This window comes from Mesorhizobium sp. M7A.F.Ca.CA.002.05.1.1, assembly GCF_003998335.1.
Lineage (GTDB): Bacteria > Pseudomonadota > Alphaproteobacteria > Rhizobiales > Rhizobiaceae > Mesorhizobium.
The window spans coordinates 1-2,100 of sequence record NZ_RZQI01000987.1; the positions used below are offsets into that span (position 1 = coordinate 1).

The window sequence follows — 2,100 nt, forward strand, 5'->3', positions numbered from 1 at the left end:
CCTTCAACACGCCGGAGAATGCCCTGATGCAACTGAACCGGCTCTGATGCCGGCGTTCATCTGCCGTTCAAGATGACTGACGGGTTTCGACGGCGCCGGCGTCGGTTTGGATAGCCGCCGGTGGGTATCGAGCATCATCGGCGCAGGATGTGTCGACAAACGAAAACGGGGCCCGTCGAGGCCCCGTCATCATGTCGCAAGGATGCGCTCGATCAGAGCTTGTGCCAGGTCTGGCTCTTGCAGATCAGTCCGCCGAGCACGCAGCCGCTCATCTTGAGAGAGCTGCCCGACAATGTCGCCTTGCCCGAATAGGTCTTGTCGTTTGCCGGATCGGTGATGTTGCCGGCATATTTGTTGTCGCCTGTCGCCTTGAGCGAGCCGATGGTCTTGCCGGCATATTTCCCGGACTTGAGCGTGATGGAAAACGAGCCGCCGCCGGCGATGGCCGCGGTTTCGCCGGCCTGCGTCTTCCAATTGCCTTCGATCGGATCGGCCCATGCTGCACTCGCCACGATCAATGTGGCCGCAAGGGCCAGGCTCAGTTTTCGAAACATGTCTTCCTCCCTGTGGATGTCCGGCCGGATGCTCCGCCTCGCCGGTCTGCCGCTTACGCAAACGTAAGCTAATCCAGCTCCCGGCAAAACAAAAGCGGTGCCGTAGCGGAAGACTTTGGGATTTTGCAGCCGCCTGAAAGCGCCTCCTCGACGATGAAATGAAACGATCGGCGCATCGCCTTTGTCTGCCGTGGTTAGCGAAGTCTTGCCCCCGCGCGAGAAAACTTTCGTCAAATTTGAGGCAAGCAGGCTGAATTGCTGGGTTTGTATCCTTAACGAATTTCGGCGTTTACCTCTTGTTTTAGCTTTGTTTTCCTCAAATTAAGCACGCCATTTAACGACGGATTCAAGCCTGCACGGCATTCTCGAAAGCATCGGAAGAGCAGCCGGCAAGACGAAAGAAGGCAGCTCTCGGGAGCCTGACAGGGGCCGGAAAACAGGGGATTGAAATGGCACGTTTTGAAATGCTTGAAGCAGGTTTCGGCGCTATGGGAGCAACTGCCCAGGCCGACATCCTTTTCGAATTGGGCATGATGTATGCGACCGGCCGCGATTGCGAGACCGATGTCGTTGCCGCCCACAAATGGTTCAACATCGCCGCAATCAAGGGCTCGGCCCGCGCCGCCGAGCTGCGCTCGGAACTGTCGGCCGCCATGTCGAAGGTCGAGATCGCCACGGCGCTGCGCGAAGCCCGCGAATGGATGACCATGCACTGAAATCTGCCAATCGCAGACAGATCCATCGAAGACAGGGAAGCTCCGGGATCAAGGCCGCACAGACGGCCAGACCCGGCGAAATTGAAGGCCGCGCAAGACGGTCACGAAGGCAAGGGAAAGAACGCGGCAGGCCGCAAGGCCCAGTCGTGCGCGACACAGGGAAGCTGAGCGGATTTTTAGGCGCGGGGGCGCCTGGAGATTGCTCGACGGGCAAAAAAGCCGCGACCAGCCGGAACAAGGCTGGCGTGGCTTTTTGCGTGGATGACGTCTTGCAGGCCCAATCGAGCGGCGCCAATGCGCCTAGACAGGCCGAATGAAGGATGAAATTGTCTGGCCTCTCTGGAAGAAGCGCGGCCGGGGCGGCCGCGCGTGAGTGGAGGAGTTCTACCATCATGAAAAAATTGAGTATTTTGAACGCGGCCATATTCGGCCTGATGTTGAGCACGCCGGTCGCATTCGCAGACGACATCACCTTTGCGGTGGTGGGCCCGATGACAGGACAGCTCGCCACCATCGGCGATCAGTTCAAGCAGGGCGCACAGGCTGCCGCCGATGCGATCAACGCCGCGGGCGGTGTCGACGGTCGTCAGATCAAGCTGAGCATCGAAGACGACCAATGCGATCCCAAGCAGGCCGTGTCGGTTGCCAACCGCGTCGTCGCCGATGGCGTCAAGTTCATCGACGGCCATGCCTGCTCGGGTTCCAGCATTCCGGCATCAGCTGTCTATGCCGAAGCCGGCGCCTTGATGATGAGCCCGGCCTCGTCAAACCCGGTGCTGACCGATGCGGCAGCCAAGGCCGGCTGGCCGACGATCATGCGCCTTTATACG

The 2,100-nt window shown here is 59.7% G+C and carries 3 protein-coding genes; 2 read left to right on the forward strand and 1 reads right to left on the reverse strand.

What is annotated here, in order from left to right:
* Positions 1–212: 212 nt before the first annotated feature.
* Positions 213–554, reverse strand: a complete 342-nt coding sequence (locus EN939_RS31495; RefSeq protein WP_127270988.1) for a DUF2147 domain-containing protein — start codon at positions 552–554, stop codon at positions 213–215.
* Between the two features lie 449 nt (positions 555–1,003).
* Between EN939_RS31495 and EN939_RS31500 the strand changes: the two genes are divergently transcribed.
* Entirely contained in the window at positions 1,004–1,270 is a 267-nt protein-coding gene (locus EN939_RS31500) for an SEL1-like repeat protein (protein WP_013532614.1), read from the forward strand.
* Positions 1,271–1,662: 392 nt separating this feature from the next.
* Positions 1,663–2,100, forward strand: a 438-nt coding sequence (locus EN939_RS31505; RefSeq protein ID WP_164751392.1) for an ABC transporter substrate-binding protein, incomplete at its 3' end; no start/stop codon positions are given.

Excerpts from the sequence above, each read along its gene's own strand:
- EN939_RS31495 (WP_127270988.1), bottom strand. The coding sequence starts at position 554 with ATGTTTCGAAAACTGAGCCTGGCCCTTGCGGCCACATTGATCGTGGCG.
- EN939_RS31500 (WP_013532614.1), top strand. The coding sequence starts at position 1,004 with ATGGCACGTTTTGAAATGCTTGAAGCAGGTTTCGGCGCTATGGGAGCA.